Origin of the sequence: Streptomyces antioxidans (genome assembly GCF_000968685.2) — a bacterium.
Lineage (GTDB): Bacteria > Actinomycetota > Actinomycetes > Streptomycetales > Streptomycetaceae > Streptomyces > Streptomyces antioxidans.
In genome coordinates this window covers 48,458-68,149 of the sequence record NZ_LAKD02000011.1, presented here as the reverse complement: position 1 = coordinate 68,149, position 19,692 = coordinate 48,458, and the positions used below count along the sequence as shown (strand labels likewise).

Below are 19,692 nucleotides of genomic sequence, written 5' to 3'. Positions count from 1 at the left end.
GCCCTCAGACCTCAGCAGCTCCGGGGCTTGCTCCAGGAGCACTCGCGTCCGGCGTCGGCCTCGGCGGCCTCGGCACCCGTCGCGCCCCCTACGGCACGGGGCCGTACCGCCTCCGCATGGCCCTCGCCGGACGCCGCGAGCGTCACCACGATCGCGTCCTCCAGGTTCTTCACCGACGCGGCGAGGTAGTTGTTGAGGACGACGCTGTAGACCAGTTCCCTGCCGTCCGCGTCGGTGACATAGCCGGAGAGCGCGGAGGCACCGGTCAGGGAGCCGGTCTTGCCGCGCGCGTTCCCGGCGGCCGGGGTGGAGCACATCCGCGTGCGCAGGGTCCCGCCCACGAACCGGTCCGGGGCGCAGGCCACCGGCAGCGAGGCGTACCAGTCGGGGTACCAGGGCTCATCGCGCACCGACAGCAGCAGCTCAGTGAGACGCCCGGCCGCGATGTTGTCCATCCGGGACAGCCCCGAGCCGTCCACCTGGCGCACCTCGCCGCTGTCCACACCCCGCTTCTTCAGCCAGTCGGCGATGGCCGCGAGCCCCGCGTCCCAGGTGCCGCGCCCGGCAGTCGCATAGCCGATGGCCTTGGTCAGCGCCTCGGCATGGATGTTGTTGGACAGCTTCATGAAGGGGACGAGCATTTCCCTGAGCGGCATGGACCTGTGTGACGCCACCGTCCGGGCGTCCGCCGGGGCGGCCCGGCCCAGGCGGGTGGGTCCGGCCACGCGGACGCCGTGCCGTTCGAGGGCGTCGGCGAAGACGGAGGTGGCGTAGCCGGTGGGCGCCCAGACGCTGACCCACTCCTTGGCGGTCGCCGCCCCGGCCGGGAGGGCGCCGCTGACGGTGATGGTGTTGGAGCCGTGCTGCCGCTCGACGGTGAGGCCGCCGCTTCCGGTGGTCGCGCGGTTGTCGATCCGTACGTACGCGTTCGGCGGCGTGACCGTGACCTTCGGCCGGTCGCCGGTCGCCGCGCCCGGGGTGACCTCCACGATGACGCTGCCCGCGTCGTAGTCGGTGTCGGGGGCGAGGGTCAGCGCGGAGATCTGCGCCGCGTAGTACGAGGACTCGTCGTCGGCCGCCCAGGAGCGGCCCACCCGCTGGGCGTCGAAGCGGGTGTCATCGGCGATCAGCCGCCCGCTGACCTTGGTGATCCCCGCGTCGGCGACGCCCTTCGCCAGCCGGTCGTAGTCCCCGGCGAGCATCGTGGGGTCGCCGGTGCCGCGCAGATACAGATCGCCGCGCAGCACCCGGCCGTGGCGGCTGCCGTCGGTCAGCACATCGGTGCGGAAGCGGTGGTCCGGGCCGAGCAGCCCCATGGCGGCGGCCGAGGTGAACAGCTTGGTGTTGGAGGCGGGCATCAGCCGGTCGTCGGGCCGGTGCCGGTAGAGCACGGCACCGGAGTCGGCGTCGGCGACCACGACTCCGGCCGCGCCGCCCTTCAGCAGGGGATCGGCGAGGATGGTGTCGATGGCGTCGCCGATCGGGGCGCGGGAGGCGTCCGCGCCAGCGGGTGAGCTCCAGGTGAGGGTGAAGGCGAGCCCGATGACGAGGGGGATGGCGAGGGGCCAGATCCAGCCGGACGCACGACGTTTCAGGGGTCTGCGGGGTCTGTTCATGGCACGGAAGGATCCCGTACGCCGGGGCTGCGCGACAGGGTGCGCGGGAGGCAACCGAAGCCCCGGATCAACACGTCCTGCATGTTGGACGGAACGAATCGAGCACATCGAGCATGACGAGAGGCGGCCCGTCGATGTCCATGCCCGGAGCCGATCTGCTGTGCTTCACGGTCGGACTGTTGCTCTACGTCGCCGCCTGGCGCGACGCCCGGCTGGTGCGACGGCTGCGCCGCGAGGGGGTCCGTACGCAAGGGCTGGTGGTCGCCAACATCGTGGACCGCCGCAACCGCAACGGGAACCGGAACCCGCTCCAAACGCCGGTCATCCGTTTCCATGACCACCAGGGCTACGAGGTGGAGTTCACGACCGCAGCCCAGGGCATCGGCCTGGGGCTGGCGACCGGCCGCAGGGTGGACGTGAGGTACCTCCCGGACGAGTCGCAGAAGGCCCGGGTATGGATGCGACGCCACATGGTCGCCCCGGCAGCGGGCCTGACCCTGGGCGGCACGCTCTTCACCGGCTTCGGCCTACTGATCGCCTTCAACTGACCCTCGCCCCGGGCCGGGGCGCACCGCGAGTCCTTCGCCGCGTTCACCGAGAACGGCTCCGGCTGGACCGTTCGGCAAGGCGGTCCGGTGGCGCTGTGAGACGACATCGAGCGGACGCTCATCGCCTGGCAGGACGCCGAACGCCCCGGCATCAGCGCCGTGCGCCTCCGCGTCACCCCCCGCTCCCACGCGTACTCCATTGGCGACGGTCCCGCGCTGCGCTGGGAACACCGGCTCGTCTGAGCACCGATGAGCGCCGAAACACGACGAGGGGCCCCGCCTTCTGGCGGGGCCCCTCGTCGTACATGGGATGAGTGGAGATGGCGGGAATCGAACCCGCGTCCAACGGTGCGGAATCAGGGCTTCTCCGAGCGCAGTCCGCTGTGCTTTTCTCGGCCCCGGAGATCACGCGGACAAGTCTCCGACGGGCCCAGCCACTGTTTGATTTCCCACTAGACCCCGTGGCCGGGTCTAGTGGTTTAGTTCCCTAGTCGATGCCAGGATCCGGGTCGGGAACAGCCCCGGGCTGACACTTCGCAAGGTCGCTACTTAGGCAGCGAGGGCGAAGGAATCGCGCTTGGTGTTGGCGATTATTGGTTGCGACATATGGTTAACGAGATCATTGCCGCTTCCTCGGCTCGCTTCCCCTGCTTCGACAGCCGCTGTCGAAACCGATCATCCCCATGTGGTGTTTTCAATAGGTGGTGCCACGCCCTCGGTGGGGCGCAGAGCCATCATAGGTGAACAACGCGCGACAGGGCCACATCATTCCCGCCGCCCGGGGCGCGCCTTCCCGCTGGCAGGCGCGCTGGTCAGACCCGCTGGCGGCGGCGGGCCGCCGAGATCGCGCGTTCGGTCTCGCGGCGGTCCTGCTTCTCCCGCAGGGTCTGGCGCTTGTCGTACTCCTTCTTACCCTTGGCCAGCGCGACCTCGACCTTGGCCCGGCCGTCCTTGAAGTACAGGGCCAGCGGCACCAGGGTGTGGCCGGTCTCCTGGGTCTTGCCGATCAGCTTGTCGATCTCCGCCCGGTGCAGCAGCAGCTTGCGCCTGCGGCGGGCCGAGTGGTTGGTCCAGGTGCCCTGGCTGTACTCGGGGATGTGCACGTTGTGCAGCCATGCCTCGCCGCCGTCCACCTGGGCGAAGCCGTCCGCGAGCGAGGCCCGCCCCTGGCGGAGCGACTTCACCTCGGTCCCGGTCAGCACCAGCCCGCACTCGTAGGTGTCCAGGATGTGGTAGTCGTGCCGCGCCTTCTTGTTCTGCGCGATCAGCTTGCGACCTGTCTCTTTAGCCATGGTCAGGCCATTCTCGCACTAGGACCCGCCCCCGAGGCCACTCAATACCGTGCGCGCCCGCGCCTCCGCCGAGGGGCCGTCGTCGCCCTTGACCGTCAGGTCCGGGTCGATGCCCTCGCCGTCGACGTTACGCCCGGCGGGGGTCCGGTAGTGGCCGACGGTCAGCTCGGCGACCGAGCCGTCGGGCAGTTCGCTGGGCATCTGGACCGAGCCCTTGCCGAAGGTCCGGGAGCCCACGACCACGGCGCGGCCGCGGTCCTGGAGGGCGCCGGTGAGCAGTTCGGCGGCGCTCATGGTGCCGCCGTCGACCAGCACCACCAGCGGGCTGTCGGTGTCGCCGCCCGGTCGCGCGTCGAGGACTCGCTGGTCACCGCGGACGTCATAGGTGGCGACCAGGCCACCGTCGAGGAGGGAGGAGGCGGCGGTGACGGCCTCGGAGACCAGCCCGCCGGAGTTGCCCCGCAGATCCAGCAGGATGCCGTCGCCCCGGGGGATGGAGCGCACCGCGCGCCGGATCCGCTCTCCGGTGCCCTTGGTGAACGAGTCGACCTTGATCCGGACGGCGCCGGGTCTGTGCTCGTCGTAGCCGCTGAGCCGGTCGACGGTCACCGGGTCCGTGGTCAGCCGGGCCCGGTGGAGCTCCTGCGTCCAGGCGTGGCCGTCGCGCCGCAGCCCGAGCTCCACCCGGGTGCCCGGAGAGCCGTCGGCGGGGCCGCGCAGCAGGGCCACGACCTCGGTGACGGGCCGCCCGGTCACGGTTCTGCGGTCGACCGTGCGCAACCGGTCACCGGCGCGGACCCCCGCCTTCTGGGCGGGGCTGCCGGGCTCGACGCGCTCCACCGCGATCCCCCCGTGGGCGTCCCGGCGGGCCGAGATCCCGACGCCGACATAGGCGCCGTCGAGGGTCTGGCGGTAGCCCTCGTACTCACGGGCGCTGTAGACCGCGCCCCACCGGTCTCCGCTGCGGCTGACCACCTCACGGGCGGCCTTCGAACCGGACTTCCCGTCCTCCTGGGCCGCCGCCGCGGCCGCCTTGACCTGGTCGCTCTCGACCCCGCCGACATAGCCGCGGGCCGGTATCCGGGCGGCTTGCGGGTCCCGGCGCGATCCGGGCTCGGCGCCCCAGGAACCGACAGCCGCCCCCGTGGCGAGCACGCTGGCGAAGACCAATGTCAGGGCGGCCCCGCGGCGAATGCGGCGGGGATGGACGAACAAACACGGGCCCGACATGCCGGTGAGTGTAGGGCACCAACAGGCGCCGTACCGGGGGTTATCCGGTACGGCGCCATAGGCGAATGTCACACCTTGAGGTACTTGCGGAGCGCGAAGAACGCCGCGAGAGCGGGCATGAGCAGGCCAATCGCGAGCACCAGCGGCAGCTTCGCCAGCACCGCGTCCCAGCCGATGAAGTTGATCACATCGATCTTGTCCACCAGCCAGTTGTTGACCAGGAAGTACTGCCCGCTCACCAGCAGTACACAGGCGAAGCCCGCGCCCAGCAGCCCCGCGATGGCGGCCTCCATGATGAACGGCATCTGGATATAGAAGCTGGACGCGCCGACCAGCCGCATGATCCCGGTCTCCCGGCGGCGGCTGAACGCCGACACCCGCACCGTGTTGACGATCAGCATCAGCGCGACGATCAGCATCAGCGTCATCACGCCGAGCGCCGCGAAGTTCATGCCGTTGAGCAGATTGAACAGGTCGTCGACCAGGGCCTTTTGGTCCTGGACCTCCTGCACCCCGGGCCGCGCGGCGAAGGCCGTGGAGATGACGTCATAGCGCTCGGGGTCCTTGAGCTTGATGCGGAAGGACTCCTGCATCTGGTCCGGGGTCAGGGAGTCGGCCAGCGGCGAGTCGCCGAACTGCTCCTTGTAGTGCTTGTACGCCTCCTCACTGGTCTCGAAGTGCACCGACTCGACGATGTTCATCTGCTTGAGCTCGGACTCGATCTCCTGCTTCTGCGCCTCGGTGACCGCGCCCCTGGCGCAGTTGGCCGAGGTCTCCTTGTCGTTCTTGTTGCAGAGGAAGATCGAGACGTTGACCTTGTCGTACCAGTAGCCCTTCATCGTGCTCACCTGCTCGCGCATGAGCAGGGACCCGCCGAACAGGGCGAGCGAGAGGGCCACGGAGACGATGACCGCGAAGGTCATCGTGAGATTGCGGCGGAGACCGACGCCGATCTCCGACAGGACGAACTGGGCGCGCATGGCGTCCTTTCAGTGCTGGTAGCCGTAGACGCCGCGGGACTGGTCGCGGACGAGGCGGCCCTTCTCTAGTTCGATCACGCGCTTGCGCATCTGGTCCACGATCTGCTGGTCGTGCGTGGCCATGACGACCGTGGTGCCGGTCCGGTTGATCCGGTCCAGCAGCTTCATGATGCCGACGGAGGTCTGGGGGTCCAGGTTTCCCGTGGGCTCGTCGGCGATCAGCAGCATCGGACGGTTGACGAAGGCGCGGGCGATGGCCACCCGCTGCTGTTCACCGCCGGAGAGCTCACCGGGCATACGGTCGTCTTTACCGCCGAGACCCACGAGATCCAGCACCTCGGGAACGGTCTTCCGAATGGCGCCGCGCGGCTTGCCGATCACCTCGAGCGCGAAGGCGACATTCTCCCCGACCGTCTTGTTGGGAAGCAGCCGGAAATCCTGGAAGACGGTCCCCAACTGGCGGCGCATCTGCGGAACCTTCCAGTTGGACAGCCGCGCGAGATCCTTCCCCAGCACATGGACCGCGCCGTGGCTGGCACGCTCCTCACGGAGCAGCAGCCGGAGGAAAGTGGATTTTCCCGAGCCCGAGGAGCCCACCAGGAAGACGAACTCGCCCTTCTCGATCTCGAGCGAGACATCCCGGAGTGCGGGACGGGTCTGCTTGGGGTAAGTCTTGGATACGTTGTCGAATCGGATCACTGATGCACCACGGTCGACCTGGGTAGCGGTACGGGCTGCAGCCGAAGCGGCTCCCGTCGGTGAGCGTGACCATACGCGAAGCGCGCAGGGCCGCGCAGTCCGCCGTCCGGCGCGGGTGGGTTCCTTCACTGCACTATTGGGGTCAAACGGTTGACAAACCGCCTGTCGGGGCGGCCGAAACGGCCACGAAAACGGTACGGATGCGGCACGGAATCGTGCGGGGCGCGCCGAACCGGACGGAAGCTGGCACAGTGGAAGGGGAACCAACCCATTTCCCTGAGCGTTGGCCCCGTGTCTACTGCGGCACCGCCGCGCGGGAGGAGAAAGCGCATGACGTACGACAGGCTCGTCTGCGCCAACTGCGCGAGCCCCGTCAGCGAGGGCCGCTGCCCGGTCTGCCGGGCCAGCAGGGAGCGCCTCCAGCAGGAGGGCATGTTCGGCGGGCTGACCCCGGCCGCGCTGATAGCGCTACTGGTGGCGCTCATCGCGGTGGCCGTGCTCGCGCACGAGATGGCGACGGCGTAACCGGCCGAAGCCCGATAGACGTACAAGAAGCCCGCTAGACGCACAAGGGGCCCGGAGCGACGCTGCGCTCCGGGCCCCTTACCGTGCGTGAGGCGCGCGATCAGGCCACGTTGTTGCGGTTCACCAGACGCGGCACAAAGCGGAAGCCGATACCACCGGCGATCATCGTCGCGGCGCCGACCAGCAGGAACGTGGTCTCGGAGGCACCGGTCTCGGCCAGCTGCTCCTTGGCCTTGCCCTGCTCCACCGGCTTGGAGCCGACATTGTCGGTACCGGTGTTGTCGTGGCAGGTGGTGCTTTCGAGGTCCACGATGCAGGTGCTGTCGTCGCCACCGCCGCCGCCACCCTGGCCGGGCGTGCTCGGCTCGGCGGTCGGGCCGTCGGTGGGCTCGTCGGTCGGCTGCCCGGTCGGCTCGTCCGTCGGCTCACCGGTCGGCGGCTCGGTCGGCTCGTCCGTGGGCGGCTGAGTGGGCTCGTCCGTCGGCTCACCGGTCGGCTCGTCCGTGGGCTCGCCCGTGGGCTCGCCCGTCGGGATCGAGGTCGGCTCGTCGGTGGGCTCGCCGGACGGGCCGCCCTTGCCGATACCGACGCCGACGTCCACACCCTTCTCGTCCACGTTCGCCGAGACGTTCACGCCACCGATGCCGACATCGACACCAACGGCCGATGCGGCGCCGGCGGCGGTGAGCGACGCGCCGGCGGCGATCACCGCACCGGCCGCTATTCGCGCGACGCGCAGCCGCGTCTTCTTCGTCATCTGCCTGCTACCCCCAGTAGCTGTACTCGTCAATGGAGCAGCTATGCACGGGGCATCGGCTCGGGGTGTCTCAGTCTCCGCGGGCCCCTATCCCTCCGAGGCGGTCCGCCTGCCCCCGTGCACCACGCGCCCCAGTCATACGCATGCCGCGCGTCAGCCTTCCCAGTTTTCAAACCACCGTCAAGACCATTGCGTGCGAGATGTCCACTATGGAACTGGTTGCCGCATGCATGGGTACAGGACTGTGACCAAAAACGCGGAGCACCCGGCCCGTTGGGGCGAACGGGAAGGCTACTTCGCCTGCTCCCGCTGCTTGCGCCAGCGGATCCCCGCCTCGAGGAAACCGTCCAGCTCACCGTCGAGCACGGCCTGTGGATTGCCGACCTCGAACTCGGTGCGCAGGTCCTTGACCATCTGGTACGGGTGCAGGACGTACGAACGCATCTGGTTGCCCCAGGAATTGCCGCCGTCGCCCTTGAGCGCGTCCATCTTGGCCTGCTCCTCCTGGCGGCGCCGCTCGAGCAGCTTGGCCTGCAGGACGTTCATCGCGGTGGCCTTGTTCTGGATCTGCGAGCGCTCGTTCTGACAGGAGACGACGATGCCGGTGGGGATGTGGGTCAACCGCACCGCGGAGTCGGTGGTGTTGACGCCCTGGCCGCCGGGGCCCGAGGAGCGGTAGACATCCACGCGCAGCTCGGACTCGTCGATCTCGATGTGGTCGGTCTGCTCGACGACCGGCAGCACCTCGACGCCCGCGAAGGAGGTCTGGCGGCGGCCCTGGTTGTCGAACGGCGAGATCCGCACCAGCCGGTGGGTGCCCTGCTCGACCGAGAGCGTCCCGTAGGCGTACGGGGTCTGCACGGCGAAGGTGGTCGACTTGATACCGGCCTCCTCCGCGTACGACGTCTCGTAGATCTCGGTCTTGTAGCCGTGGCGCTCGGCCCAGCGCAGATACATCCGCTGAAGCTGCTCGGCGAAGTCGGCGGCGTCCACCCCGCCCGCCTCGGCGCGGATGTTCACGACCGCCTCACGGGCGTCGTACTCGCCGGACAGGAGGGTGCGCACCTCCATCTCGTCGACCGCCTTGCGGACGGCCTCGAGCTCGGCATCGGCCTCGACCCGGGCGTCCTCGTCGCCCTCGGCCTCGGCGAGCTCGAACAGCACCTCGAGATCGTCGATCCGGGCGCGCAGCTCCTCGGTCCGGCGCAGCTGCCCCTGGAGATAGGAGAGCTTGCTGGTGACCTTCTGCGCGTTCTCCGGGTCGTCCCACAGGGACGGGGCCGCCGCCTGCTCCTCGAGCACGGCGATGTCGGCCCTCATCTTGTCGAGGTCCAGGACGGCCTCGATCGACCCCATGGTCGAGGAGAGGGACTTCAGCTCTTCGGATACATCGACGACTGCCACGGGACCAGCGTAACCGCTGCCGAAGACTGACCGTCCCCGGTCATGGCGTACCCGGGTCCTGGGAGGCGGAGTGCTCGCCGCCCTTGGGCGGATCGCCGCCGTCGTCACCGCTCGCCACCAGCCATCCGCCCAGCCCCACGGCGACCAGCGCGGCCAGGGTGACCGCGGCCACCTTCAGCCGACGGCGGCGCAGCGCGCCCGCGACCGCGGGGTTACGGGCCGAGCCCGCACGGCGCTGGCCGTGCACCCGGGGAGCGCGCGCGGTGCCGTGCGCGCCGCCCGCGAGCTCGTCCGCACTGGGCACCCGCATGCTGGTGTGGGTCTCCCGGCTGGAGTCCGGCACCGCGCCGGGGACCAGCGGCACCGCACCGCGCCGCCGCGGGGGCGGGGTGTGGGCCGCGGGTCCGGAGGCGGGGACGGAGACGCCGCGGTGCGGGGTCCGCGCCTCCGCGCCCTCGCGCTCGCCGCCCTCCTCCTGCTCATCGGGCTCGTCGATGTCCAGCGGCGGATATCCGGCCAGGCTGGGCAGCAGCTCGCGCAGCCGGGCGGCCAGCTCGGAGGCGCGCAGCCGGGAGGCGGGCGCCTTGGCCAGGCACTGCAGGAGCAGCTGCCACAGCTCGTCGGGGATCCCCGGCAGCGGCGCCACGGTCTCGGTCACATGGCGGCGCAGGATCGCGCCCGGGTGGCCGCCGCCGAAGGGCGTGAAGCCCGCCAGCATCTCGTACAGGACCGTCGCCAGGGCGTAGACGTCCACGCTGGCCCTGGGCGGCAGCCCCTCGACGATCTCGGGGGCGAGGTAGTCCGGGGTACCGATCACACTGCGCGGGCTCGGCGAGCGGCCCTGGGAGGACGCCCGGTCGCGGGCGGTCTGGGCGCGGATCGGGGTCGGCTCGTCGACCAGGCGGGCGATGCCGAAGTCCGTGAGCAGGGCGGGGTGCGCACCGCCGGGGCCGAGCGGACCCTGCATGTCCAGCAGCACGTTCTCCGGCTTGACGTCGCGGTGGACGACCCCGGCGGCGTGCGCGGCGGCCAGCGCGTCGGCGACGTCCACCGCGATCGCGACGGCGGCCTCGGGGGCGAGCCTGCGCTCGCGGTCGAGGCGGGTCCGCAGATCCGTACCCCGGATCAGGTCCATGACCAGCGCGAGGTCATTGCCGTCGACCACCAGGTCGCGCACCCCGACCACCCGGGGGTGGTCCAGGCCGAGCAGTGCGGTGCGCTCCTGGACGAAGCGCTCCACCAGTTCCTGGTCGGAGGAGAGGTCCTCACGCAGGAGCTTGATGGCGACGGGTCCCTCGGGCCCGTCACCCAGCCACACCGCACCGGCGCTGCCGCGCCCCAGGAGCTGATGCGCGGTGTACCGACTGCCGATCTTCCGTGACAAGACTGCTCCGAATCCTCACGAACAAGGGGGGCACGTTGGCGACAAAGCTACGCGGCTACTGGCGCGTTGGGTGCACCAGACAGCGCCAACTGTCACTTCTGCGGCGGAAAACACCCTTCGGGTGTCGACAAATCGCCGGAGTGTGAGGCACGGAGGCGGAGGTACGAGGGTGGAGGTACGGGGGTGGGGCTCCGGTCCCGGGCCCGGAAAGGGCCCGGACCCCGGGGCGGATCAGAGTTGAGGCGGATCAGGGACCGCTGGGGCCGCCCAGGTCCTCGATCCAGTTGCCGATGTCCTTGGCCCAGCCCGAGACCGCGTCCCAGTAGCCCTTGCCGTCGGCGATCCAGTCCTTGAGCGGGCTCAGCTCCCAGACCAGCCAGGAGCCGACGATCAGGACCACGATCACGAACAGACAGCCCTTGAGGCACCCCAGGCCCGGGATCTTCATCCGGTTGGGGTTGGAGCTGCGCTGCCGGGGCTCGCGGCGCGGCTCCGGCTGCTGCGGCGGCGGGGCGTAACGCTGCGGCTGGGGCTGCTGGGGCTGGTGCGGCGCCGGGGCGTACTGCTGCGGCTGCTGCTGGGCGTACGGCGGCGGCTGCTGGCGGCCCCGCTGGCGCTGGGGCCGCTGCTGGGGCTGCTGGTACTGCTGCGGCTGCTGGTATTGCTGGGGCTGTTGGTACTGCTGCTGCGGCGCCTGGCGGTGGGGGCGGCGGCGCAGCGGGTCCTCGCTCGGGTCGAGGTACTGGACCTGGGTCTGCTCATTGCGGTCACGGGCCGCGCGCAGCTGGTTCTGCCAGGGGTGGGGGTCATCCTGGCCCGGTCCGCCCGGCGGTACGGGCGGCATGGCGCGCGTCGGGTCGGCGCCCCCGGCGTTCGCGCCCGTGGTCGGCATCACGTTGGTGGCCGCGGCCGGGTCGTACGACGGGGTGCCGCCCGGGGCGTTCGTGGGCAGCACCTGGGTCGGGTCGGCCGAGCCCGCGGGCGCGGTGTCCGGGACCGGCGCGGGCGCCGGGTCCGGGGCGAGCAGCGCGGCCACGCCCAGCGCCGCCTCGGCCTGCGCGGCCGAGGCGTGCACCCCGACACCGGCGGCGACCACGCGCAGCGCACTGGCCAGGTTCTCCGCGCTGGGGCGCTCCTCGGGCCGCTTGCGCAGACAGCGCTCTATGACGGTCCACAGCGGCTCGGGCACGGTCGAGGGGCGGCGCGGCTCCTCGCTGAGGTGGCGGTGAAGCACCTCGAGTGCGGTGTTGCCCGCGAACGGCGGACGGCCGGTGACCAGTTCGTAGAGCATGATGCCCGCGCCGTAGATGTCCACCGCGGAGGTCTGGGGGCGGCCCTCGGCGGACTCCGGCGCCACATAGGCGGGGGTGCCGACGAACTCCTGGGTGCGGGTGAGGCCGGGGGAGTCGGCGAGGCGCGCGATGCCGAAGTCGGTCAGCATCGGGTGCATCTCCTGGCCCTCGCCGGTGCCCGCGAGCAGCACGTTGGCGGGCTTCAGGTCGCGGTGCACCACACCGTCGGCATGACTGGCGGCGAGCGCGTCGGCGATCTGGGCGGTGAGGAGGGACGCCGCCACGGGGGTGAACGGGCCGTTGCTGCGCAGGTAGTGGTGCAGGTCCGGGCCGTCGATCAGATCCATGACCAGGGCCAGCAGATCACCCTCGACCACCAGGTCGCGGGTGCGGACGATATTGGGGTGGGTGAGCCTGAGCAGCACCGAGCGCTCGCGGAGGAAGCGCATGACGATGTCCGCGTCGTTCGCGAGCTCCTCCTTGAGGACCTTGATCGCGACGGTCTCGCCGGGCTGCCCGGCCACGGCCGCCTCGGCCCCCGCCGTCTCCCGCTGGCTGGCTCGCCAGACGGTGCCCGTGGCTCCGCGCCCGAGCGGCTCCTCGAGCAGGTATTTGCTGCCTACCGGCCGCACGTCATGCGCTCCCTGATCGTGGTCTTCCATCGGTGGACTGCGATGGTGTGGTGGGTGATCTGCTGGCGTTCTGCTGGCTTCTGCTGGCGATCTGCTGGGTGGGTCTGCTCTGGTGTTCGTCTTGCCGTGCTCGTCCGCCCCACTGTAATGGCGACGCACGGTCAGCCCTATCCGATCACCACACGAGGGTCCGGCGCGGGGGAAGACGTGTGATCCGGACGGATGGTTGCCAACTGCTGCCTCCGTCGCCTCACGGGCGGCTCGGGGGCGGCCCGGGGCGGTCCAAGGGCGACTCAGAGCGGCGGTTCCGGTCGCAATCAGCCAGTTTCGGCCGACTAGCCGACCAATCAAGATCATGTAGCGCCGGGCGGCGGGCGAAGTGTCGGTGGCAGGTGCGAGGATGCAGGCAGCACGGAAGCGCCGAGCGCCGGGAGGCTCACGCTCCGTGACCCGTACGACCCCGTACGGACCTGTACGTGCCGAAGGGCCTGGGGGCGGTGGTGGGGATCGGCACCCCTGCCCGGCCCCCCGGACAGAAGGGACCGTTGACGGCGATGCAGATTCGGCTGACCGTCCTCGGGCCGCGCAGCGCCCACCCGGGCCGTTCCGGCCACCATCCTGTGCCCGCGTCCGGGCCGCACGCCCTCGTGGGCGCGGTGGACGTCCTGGTCACCGCCCCGGTCGGCACGGCACTCGCCGCGGTGGCCAGTGGTCTGGCCGACGCGGTCGCCGCGGCGGGGCACGAGGCGGGGGGCGCCGGTGGCGGGGGCGGCGGTGCGGTGGTGCTGTACGCGGGGGGCGAGCGGCTGGACCCGCAGCGCTGTGCGCTCGGCGAGCCGCCGCTGGTGGACGGCGCGGTGCTCTCCCTGCACGGCCCCGCCGACGCCGACCCCGACTCCGACCACTACCCCGGCTACCCCGGGCTGCCCGAGACCGCCGTCGCCGACGCCACGGTCCACTTGGACGTGGTCGCGGGGCCCGACGCGGGCGGTGTCCATCTGCTGCACGGCGGCCAGGTCCGCATCGGCCGCTCCGCCGACGCCGACGTCCCCCTGGACGACCCCGACGTCTCCCGGCTGCACTGTGCGGTCACGGTCGCCGAGGACGGCCGCGTGACCGTCGCCGACCTGGGTTCGACCAACGGCACCGCCGCCGACGGCGTCCCCGTGGGCCCCCAGCCGGTGCCCCTGGAGCCGGGGGCGCTGCTGCGGATCGGCGAGTCCGCGCTGCGGTTGCGCGTGCCCGCCACGGCCTCGGCGATGCCGTCGGCCCCCACCCGCGTCCCCGTCCAGGCGGACGGGGAGGGCCACCTCCGCGTCACCCCCGCCGGGGACCACCCCACCCACGCCAAGGCCCCCTGGACCGGCGCCCCCCAACCGGCCGCCCCCACCCACACCGCCAAGGGCCCCTGGACCCCTCCCGCCCACCACCCCGGCACGGGCTGGACGAGGGTGACCCAGCCCGGTGACGAGTCTCACACGACCCACGAACGGGCTGGCGCCCCTGAGGACGACGACGGCTGGGGCGAGGACGCGCCCCCCGGGCCGAGCGGCAGTACGGGCACTGGGCGGCATGCCAGTGCGCCCCCGGGGCCGGGCGGCGGCGCGACTCCCGGGCGAGGCGGCGGCACGAGCACCGGACGGCACGGCAGCGCGGGCACCGGGTCAGGCACCAGCGCGGTCCCGGGGCAGCGCGGCGACGCCTCCCTCGGGCGGCACGGCGGCACTGCTCCCGGACGGCACGGCAGCGCGTCCCCCGGACCGGGTGGCGGCACGGGCACCGGGGCCCCGGGTGGGGTGAGTGCCCACGGCCACCGGGACGACGACGGGTGGAGGTCCGGTACCGATGCGGGCCCCGGCGCGGGCACGGGACCCGGTGCGGGTGTGGTCCCCGGGCCGCGCACCGGTACGGGCACCGGGCCGCGCGGCGACACCGCCGGACGCGGCCCGGGCACGCAGCGGCCCTCGTCCCCCGGCGACCGGCCCCACGACGACCCGTCCACCGCCCGCACCCGACGCGGTGAGCGCGCCCCCGGGGCCGGAGCCACCGGACAGGACCCAGCGGGGCAGCCCGCGCGAGCCGACCAGGGCCGACCCGACACGGGCGGCAGCGCGCACCCTGGCCACGGCCCACGGCCGACCGGCGCCCCCCACACGGACGCCGCCCAGGACCACCGGCCCACATCCCGTGGAGCCACTGGCGCCCCGGCGAGTCCCGGCGGCGCCCCTTACGACGGCACGGCCACGGGCCGCAGTTGGCCGGACGACGCCCAAGCGGATGACGACGACGCCCGGCGCGGCGGTCGGCGGTACGGCCAAGGACGCGGCCACGAGGGCCCGGGGTCGGCCGACGCGGGCCACGGCGGGGCACCGTTGGGCGACGCCACAGGCCGCAGCCGGCGCGGCGGTCAGCCGTACGGCCAAGGACGCGGCGACACGGACGGACGTGACCAGGGCCCACATCGAGCGCCGTCCACCGACGGCCGACCCGGCGGGGCACCGTACGGCGACACCGGCTCCGGACGGCAACCCAGTCCAGGCACCGGAGACGGCGACGCCCGGCGCGGCGGTCGGCCGTACGGCCGAGGACGGGGGCCGGAGGGCCCGCAGGGGTCCGCCGCCGACGCGGGGCACGGCGGAGCACCGTACGGCGGCCGGTCCGGCGCTTCGGAAGGGCCCGTCCCCTACCCCGGTGGCCAGCCCTACCCCGGTGGCCAGCCGGGCCCGGGGCCGGGCGCGGCGGACCCCGGCCGCGCGGGCCGTGGCGGGGCCCCCGCCGACCGCGACCGCCGTGGCGGGGACCAGCCGCAGGCCGCCGGTGCGGGGGCTGACGGCCCCGGGCGGCGGGGCGCCGGGGAGCGTACGCATACCGGGGGTTATGCGCTGGACGCGCCCGGGGCGCAGGCTCGGCGGCGCGGAATAGGGGCTTGGGTACGGCAGTTGGCCGGGGGCAAGGCGGCCGAGCGCGGTGAGGCGCGGGAGGACCGGGACGTGGCGGCGCGGGCGGCCGCGGAGGCGGAGGCGCTGCAGCGGCGGTGGCCGGATCCGGCCACCCTGCTGATGACGGCGCTGGGGCCGGGCTCGCGCCTTTGGGAGCGCGCCCCCGGGCATCCGGACGCGCTCACCGTACGGCTCGGCTCGGCCGACCAGCTGGCGGCCGACGGCGGGCTGCTGCCCGCCGCGCCCGTGACCGTCGATCTGCGGCGGTGCGGCTCGCTGGGGCTCGCGGGCCCGCGGACGCGGGTCGCGGGGCTCGCCCGGTCCGTCGTGGCGCAGCTGGCGGCCCTGCACTCACCGGCCGCGTTGGAGATCGTGCTGATCAGCGGCGAGGGGCGGCTCGCGGAGTGGTCGTGGCTCGGCTGGCTGCCGCAGGTCCAGCCGCTGCGCGGGCAGGACTGCCGACTGCTGCTGGCGTACGACGCGGAGCAGGCCGCGGCCCGTACGGAGGAGCTGACCCGGCGGCTGGAGGACGGTCCGCTGGGCCCCGGCTGGGCGAGCGCTTCCCCGGCCGCCGCGCGGTCCGCGGCCGAGCGCCACTTCGGGCCGTACACGGTGGTGGTCGTGGACGGCGCCCCCGGCCCCGCCGCGCTGCGCGACACGCTCGCCCGGCTGGCGGTGAGCGGTTCGGCGGCCGGAATCCATCTGCTCAGTCTGGCCGAGGCGCCCGCCGCATCGCCCGCGTCCCCGCTGCCGATGAGCTATGAGGCCGCGCGTTCCGCGGCCGCGGCCTTCGCGGCGTGCGGGGTGGCGGCCGTGCTGAGCGGCGATGTGGCCACGGGGCTCCAGATCGTCCACGGGGACGGGACCGCGCCCGGCACGAGCGGGGTCCAGGGGATCACCGGCGCGACCGGCGCCACCACGACCGTGACCGTGGACGCGGTGTCGGCGGCGTGGGCCGAGCGGTTCGCGCGGGCGCTCGCGCCCCTGCGCCCGGCCACCTCCGCGCAGGACGGCGCGTTCGGCGGCTCCGACGGCCCGCCGACGGTCCCACTGCCGGACTCGGCCCGGCTGCTGGACGAGTTGGGGCTGGCGCGGGCCACGCCCGCGTCCCTGCTGGCCCGTTGGGCGGCGGCCGCGGACGAGGTCCCCGCGGGCGGGCGGGCGCTGGCGGTGCTCGGCGCCGGTCCGCGCGGCCCGCTCACGGTCGATCTGGCCGCCGAGGGGCCGCACGCGCTGATCGACGGCGTGGCGGGCACCGGAAAGACGGAGCTGCTGCGCTCGTTCGCCGCCTCGCTCGCCGCCGCCGAACGGCCGGACCGGCTGGAGCTCATCCTCGTCGACGGCGCCGGGTCCGGCCCTGGATCCGGGGCCGGGACCGGGACCGGGCCGGGCGAGGGGCTGCGGCTGTGCACGGACCTGCCGCATGTCTCGACCCATCTGTCGGCCACGGACCCGGTGCGGATGCGGGAGTTCGCGCAGGCCCTCAGCTCGGAGCTCAAGCGCCGCGCCGAGCTACTGGGCCAGCGGGACTTCGCGGAGTGGCACGACCGGCCCGGCGAGGCCGACGGCGCCGCGGCCCCGGGCACCCCGATGCGCCCCAACCCGGGCCCGCCCGGCACCGTCCCGCCGGGGCCGGCCGATGCCGGTTCGTCCAGGGCCCCGGGTGCGGCCGGTACGCCGCCCCGCGCGGCCGGGACAGCCGGTGCGGCCGGTGCACCCGGTACGCCCCGTTCAGGCGGCACCCCCAGTGCCCCCGGCACAGCCGGTGCACCCCGTGCAGCCGGTACGTCAGGCACACCCGGCACCGGTTCGCCCGGTACGCCGCGTTCGCCCGGTACACCGGGCACGACCGGGAGATCCAGCACACCCAACCCAGCCGGGACGCCCGGTGCCACCCGTGCCGCCCGCGCGGCCGACGCGCCGCGCGTTGTCGCGCCCCGGCCGCCCGGCGATATCGACCCTCCTCCGAGCGACACCCTCCATACGCTCAATCTGCGCGCCCGGCGCACCGCGAGCGCTGCGCCCGCCCATCCCCATTCCCTCCTCCCCCGGCTCGTCGTGATCGTCGACGACTTCGACGCGCTGGTGGCCCCGGCCCTCGGCAGCCCCGGCCGTCCGGCGTCCGGTTCGGTCGTCCGTGCGCTGGAGGCGATCGCCCGGGACGGCGCCCGCCTCGGGGTGCATCTGGTCGTGGCGTCCGGCCGTCCGGACCGTACGGCGGACACGGCGGCCGTCGAGCGGGCCGCCCTGCGGATCGCCCTGGACGCGCGCCCGCTGAACACCGCGACGAGCCCCGTCACCGGCCCCGCAGGCGCCACCCACCCCACCCACCCCGGCGAGCCCCGAGGGTCCGATACGGCCCCCGCCGCGTCGACACGCTCGGTCACCTCCGTTCCCGCCACCGCAGCCGCCCCGGGTGGCGGCCCCGCGCCGGGCCGTGGGCGGCTGTTCCGCCCGGATGACGGCGCCGGGACGCCGTTCCAGGCGGGCCGGGTGACCGGACGGATACCGCGCACCGCGACCCAGCGGCCCACCGTCGTACCGCTGGAGTGGCGGCGGATGGGCGATCCACCCGCCCGTCGACCGCTGCGCGAGCTGGGGAACGGCCCCACCGACCTGGCACTTCTCGCCAGTGCGCTACAGCGCGCCGCACAGTCGGCGGACGCCCCCACCCCGCCCGCACTGATCTGACCGGCCCCGCTCGCCACCGTCCGCACCCCGTTCGGCAACGGCCCGATCCCAGCCCCCCCACAACGCCCGGCACCCGCCCGATTCACGTCCGTTTCGCAGCCGTTTCCGAGCGTTCCCCTCGCCCCCGGCCGGGTTTCCGATCCGTTCCGGCCGCCCTCCCGTCTGTCCCACCTGCCCCATTTCAGGATCGCTCCTTCATCACGGCCCGATCACGATCCGTGAGTGAACGCCCGACGCAGTATTGCCACGTTCGGTGACCGGGCGTAGGACTACTCAGCACGGGACACGGTCGCACGGGGGCGGCTGGCATCGGAGGGAACACGGGGATGCACGTATCGCTTCCTACGAAGCGTTCGACACGCGCCGCGGTGGCCCTGCTGGCGGCGGGAGCACTCATGCTCACCGCCGCGGGCTGCGGCGGCGACGACGGAGACACGGTCAGCGGCGGCCCGCCGCCCAACACCGTGCAGCTGCCGAATCTGAAGGGGCAGAAACTCCAGGTCACGGCGGTCTGGACGGGCACCGAGCAGGAAAACTTCACCAAGGTGCTCAAGGAGTTCGAGAAGCGCACCGGCGCCAAGGTCTCCTTCGTGCCGAGCGGTGACGACATGGCGGGCTTCGTCGGCTCGAAGGTCGCGGGCGGCGCTCCGCCGGACGTCGCGATGGTCGGACAGGTCGGCGTCATGCGCGAATTCGCCCAGAAGGGCTGGGCCAAGCCGCTCGACGCCCCCGCCAGGGCCCAGCTCGCCAAGAACTTCAGCAAGGGCTGGCAGGACCTCGGCTCGTACCAGGGCAAGCCCTACGGGGTGTATTTCAAGGCCAGCAACAAATCCCTGCTCTGGTACAACACCTCCGCGTTCGACTACGCGGGCGCCAAGGTGCCCAAGACCTGGCCGGAATTCCTGAAGGAGGCCCAGCTGGTCTCCGACTCCGGCACCGACGCGGTCGCGGTCGGCGGCCAGGACGGCTGGACGCTCACCGACTGGTTCGAGAACGTCTATCTCTCCCAGGCGGGCCCGGAGAAGTACGACCAGCTCGCCCAGCACAAGATCAAGTGGACCGATCCCTCGGTGAAGAAGGCGCTCGAGACGCTCGCCGAGCTCTGGGGCACCAAGGGCCTGGTCGCGGGCGGCCGGGGCGGCGCCCTGCACACCGCCTTCCCGGACTCCGTCACCAAGACGTTCGGCGACAAGGCGGAGCCGGAGGCGGGCATGGTCTTCGAGGCCGACTTCGTCGCCGCCAACGTCGCCGACGCGGGCGCGGAGCTGGACCAGGACGCGCAGGTGTTCCCGTTCCCGGCGGTGGGCGCGGACGCGCCGGTGGTGACCGGCGGCGACGTCGGCGTGGCGCTGAAGAACACCAAGGCGGCGCAGGCGCTGCTCACCTTCCTCGCCTCGCCCGACGCGGGGACCATCTGGGCCCAGTCCGGCGGGTTTATCTCGGCGAACAAGAACGTCAAGTTCAGCGCCTATCCCAATGCCTCCATGCGCAAGATCGCACAGGCGCTGATCGCGGCGGGGAATGACTTCCGGTTCGACATGTCCGACCAGGCTCCCGCCTCCTTCGGCGGCAAGCCGGCGCAGGGCGAGTGGAAAGCGCTCCAGGACTTTCTCAAGAACCCGAGGAATGTCGACGGCATCCAGCGCCAGCTGGAGCGGGATGCCGCCAAGGCGTACAAGAACTGACGACTCGACCGGGAGATC

13 protein-coding genes and 1 other RNA gene are annotated in these 19,692 nt (G+C 72.7%); 4 read left to right on the top strand and 10 right to left on the bottom strand.

Annotated elements, in window-relative coordinates; genetic code table 11:
• Positions 1-11: 11 nt before the first annotated feature.
• Positions 12-1,616: a D-alanyl-D-alanine carboxypeptidase/D-alanyl-D-alanine endopeptidase gene (gene dacB / locus VT50_RS06300; protein ID WP_053048491.1), complete on the bottom strand. Its 1,605-nt coding sequence runs from the start codon at positions 1,614-1,616 to the stop codon at positions 12-14.
• 134 nt (positions 1,617-1,750) lie between these two features.
• On the opposite strand from dacB, the gene VT50_RS06295 reads away from it, so the two are divergent.
• Complete coding sequence (locus VT50_RS06295; RefSeq protein ID WP_046085439.1) at positions 1,751-2,164, top strand: DUF3592 domain-containing protein; 414 nt, start codon at positions 1,751-1,753, stop codon at positions 2,162-2,164.
• 312 nt (positions 2,165-2,476) lie between these two features.
• Here the strand turns inward: VT50_RS06295 and ssrA are convergent.
• The 5 genes from ssrA to ftsE all read right to left on the bottom strand — a co-directional run bounded on the left by ssrA (position 2,477) and on the right by ftsE (position 6,365).
• Positions 2,477-2,847, bottom strand: a transfer-messenger RNA (tmRNA) gene (ssrA, locus tag VT50_RS06285).
• 129 nt (positions 2,848-2,976) lie between these two features.
• The gene (gene smpB / locus VT50_RS06280) at positions 2,977-3,456 is read right to left on the bottom strand and encodes an SsrA-binding protein SmpB (RefSeq protein WP_046085438.1); all 480 of its coding nucleotides are present in this window, start codon (positions 3,454-3,456) and stop codon (positions 2,977-2,979) included.
• Between the two features lie 18 nt (positions 3,457-3,474).
• Entirely contained in the window at positions 3,475-4,686 is a 1,212-nt protein-coding gene (locus tag VT50_RS06275; RefSeq protein WP_046085437.1) for a S41 family peptidase, read from the bottom strand.
• Positions 4,687-4,754: 68 nt separating this feature from the next.
• A complete protein-coding gene (ftsX, locus tag VT50_RS06270; RefSeq protein ID WP_046085436.1) occupies positions 4,755-5,666 on the bottom strand; it encodes a permease-like cell division protein FtsX in 912 nt (303 codons plus the stop codon).
• A 9-nt stretch (positions 5,667-5,675) separates the two neighbouring features.
• Positions 5,676-6,365, bottom strand: a complete 690-nt coding sequence (ftsE, locus tag VT50_RS06265; RefSeq protein ID WP_009717451.1) for a cell division ATP-binding protein FtsE — start codon at positions 6,363-6,365, stop codon at positions 5,676-5,678.
• Positions 6,366-6,695: 330 nt separating this feature from the next.
• On the opposite strand from ftsE, the gene VT50_RS06260 reads away from it, so the two are divergent.
• Positions 6,696-6,890 carry a hypothetical protein gene (locus VT50_RS06260; protein WP_020870883.1) on the top strand — a complete coding sequence of 65 codons (195 nt, stop codon included), beginning with the start codon at positions 6,696-6,698 and terminating at the stop codon, positions 6,888-6,890.
• A 100-nt stretch (positions 6,891-6,990) separates the two neighbouring features.
• Here VT50_RS06260 and VT50_RS06255 read toward each other — a convergent pair whose 3' ends face one another.
• The 4 genes from VT50_RS06255 to VT50_RS06240 form a co-directional block, all read right to left on the bottom strand.
• The gene (locus VT50_RS06255; RefSeq protein WP_046085435.1) at positions 6,991-7,647 is read right to left on the bottom strand and encodes a PT domain-containing protein; all 657 of its coding nucleotides are present in this window, start codon (positions 7,645-7,647) and stop codon (positions 6,991-6,993) included.
• 291 nt (positions 7,648-7,938) lie between these two features.
• Positions 7,939-9,051, bottom strand: coding sequence for a peptide chain release factor 2 (prfB, locus tag VT50_RS06250; protein ID WP_046085434.1), 1,113 nt, complete (start codon positions 9,049-9,051; stop codon positions 7,939-7,941).
• A gap of 40 nt (positions 9,052-9,091) precedes the next feature.
• Entirely contained in the window at positions 9,092-10,435 is a 1,344-nt protein-coding gene (locus VT50_RS06245) for a serine/threonine-protein kinase (RefSeq protein WP_046085433.1), read from the bottom strand.
• Positions 10,436-10,682: 247 nt separating this feature from the next.
• Positions 10,683-12,359 carry a serine/threonine-protein kinase gene (locus VT50_RS06240; protein WP_046085432.1) on the bottom strand — a complete coding sequence of 559 codons (1,677 nt, stop codon included), beginning with the start codon at positions 12,357-12,359 and terminating at the stop codon, positions 10,683-10,685.
• A 554-nt stretch (positions 12,360-12,913) separates the two neighbouring features.
• On the opposite strand from VT50_RS06240, the gene VT50_RS40255 reads away from it, so the two are divergent.
• Positions 12,914-17,989, top strand: a complete 5,076-nt coding sequence (locus tag VT50_RS40255) for an FHA domain-containing protein (protein ID WP_240529060.1) — start codon at positions 12,914-12,916, stop codon at positions 17,987-17,989.
• Positions 17,990-18,315: 326 nt separating this feature from the next.
• Complete coding sequence (locus VT50_RS06225) at positions 18,316-19,674, top strand: ABC transporter substrate-binding protein (protein WP_046088578.1); 1,359 nt, start codon at positions 18,316-18,318, stop codon at positions 19,672-19,674.
• Positions 19,675-19,692 lie beyond the last annotated feature (18 nt).

Bases quoted from the DNA above. Each gene is read 5' to 3' on its own strand.
- dacB (WP_053048491.1), bottom strand. From the start codon at position 1,616: ATGAACAGACCCCGCAGACCCCTGAAACGTCGTGCGTCCGGCTGGATC.
- VT50_RS06295 (WP_046085439.1), top strand. From the start codon at position 1,751: ATGTCCATGCCCGGAGCCGATCTGCTGTGCTTCACGGTCGGACTGTTG.
- smpB (WP_046085438.1), bottom strand. From the start codon at position 3,456: ATGGCTAAAGAGACAGGTCGCAAGCTGATCGCGCAGAACAAGAAGGCG.
- VT50_RS06275 (WP_046085437.1), bottom strand. From the start codon at position 4,686: ATGTCGGGCCCGTGTTTGTTCGTCCATCCCCGCCGCATTCGCCGCGGG.
- ftsX (WP_046085436.1), bottom strand. From the start codon at position 5,666: ATGCGCGCCCAGTTCGTCCTGTCGGAGATCGGCGTCGGTCTCCGCCGC.
- VT50_RS06260 (WP_020870883.1), top strand. From the start codon at position 6,696: ATGACGTACGACAGGCTCGTCTGCGCCAACTGCGCGAGCCCCGTCAGC.
- VT50_RS06255 (WP_046085435.1), bottom strand. From the start codon at position 7,647: ATGACGAAGAAGACGCGGCTGCGCGTCGCGCGAATAGCGGCCGGTGCG.
- VT50_RS40255 (WP_240529060.1), top strand. From the start codon at position 12,914: ATGCAGATTCGGCTGACCGTCCTCGGGCCGCGCAGCGCCCACCCGGGC.
- VT50_RS06225 (WP_046088578.1), top strand. From the start codon at position 18,316: ATGCACGTATCGCTTCCTACGAAGCGTTCGACACGCGCCGCGGTGGCC.